The following is a 925-nucleotide window of genomic DNA, read 5'->3' on the forward strand; positions in this document are numbered from 1 at the left end:
CTTGAAAATAGCAGACAGAGTTGCTTATTGGCAGGTGTAGCGATTTTATTAAAAAGATTTTAAACAGGTTCTAAGATAGAACATATACATTTTTTTATGAAACGATGGACTTGTTCCACTACGTTATTTAGATAGTTTATCTGCCGAATTTGAGTGCCTAACGGCACTTTTTTCTCTTTCTTTAATTTGGTGATAGCAACTGGATAAGCAAGATGTTTATCCATCGTGCAATCAGTGTGTTCCGATATTCGATTGGTGCACACTGATTCAGTTTTTTTGAAATCGTTCATGATTATAGAACCAAATATAATCCTCAATGGCTCGATAGAGATCGTTTTCTGTTTTACATTCAGAAAAATACATATTCTCTGTTTTGACATGTGAAAAGAAGGGTTCAATATCTAGACCGTTTCCTTTGCAAGAATGACTACCTATTATCCCGAATGTTTTAATTTGATTATTGTATGTTTTAGATGTGTACTGAAAACCTTGGTCTGAATGACGGATTGCTCCTTATACTTCTCTTGTTGTAGCCAGTTTTTTGACAGTATCACTCACCAACTTCAAATCATTTCGTTTGGATAGCTCCCACGCGACGATCTCATTATTAAAAAGATCTCGAATGGCAGACAGGTAATAGAAACGACCTCCAAGATTTAGATAGGTTATATCTATAACATGATAGAGGCCTTCCACCCAAAGAAACGCCGTTTCTTTCAAATTACAGACCGAATATTCAGCTCTTTCATTAACCTATACACACGTTTATGATTAACATGAAATTCCTCTTTCTTCAGCACTACTTGTAAACGGGGGCATCCATAGAAAGGACGTGTATGATGAATAGCCAGTGAACTACTCGCCACTTAGCAAAGCTTGAAGTGGGAGCTTCTCAGTTCCACGACGAAAGCAACCTTTCGTCTCC

Annotated in this window: 2 protein-coding genes and 1 pseudogene; all 3 read right to left on the reverse strand. The window is 37.0% G+C overall.

Features of this window, described 5'->3' with window-relative positions; genetic code table 11:
- Nucleotides 1-71: 71 nt before the first annotated feature.
- A pseudogene (locus tag ACQRBL_RS32300) lies at nt 72-227 on the reverse strand (IS6 family transposase); the annotation flags it as partial.
- Between the two features lie 40 nt (nt 228-267).
- Entirely contained in the window at nt 268-507 is a 240-nt protein-coding gene (locus ACQRBL_RS32305; RefSeq protein WP_411996844.1) for an IS3 family transposase, read from the reverse strand.
- Nucleotides 508-716: 209 nt separating this feature from the next.
- Complete coding sequence (locus ACQRBL_RS32310) at nt 717-866, reverse strand: IS3 family transposase (protein WP_411996843.1); 150 nt, start codon at nt 864-866, stop codon at nt 717-719.
- Between the last annotated feature and the right edge of the window lie 59 nt (nt 867-925).

This window comes from Bacillus sp. AF62, from assembly GCF_050312695.1.
GTDB classification, from domain to species: Bacteria; Bacillota; Bacilli; order Bacillales; family Bacillaceae_G; genus Bacillus_A; species Bacillus_A cereus.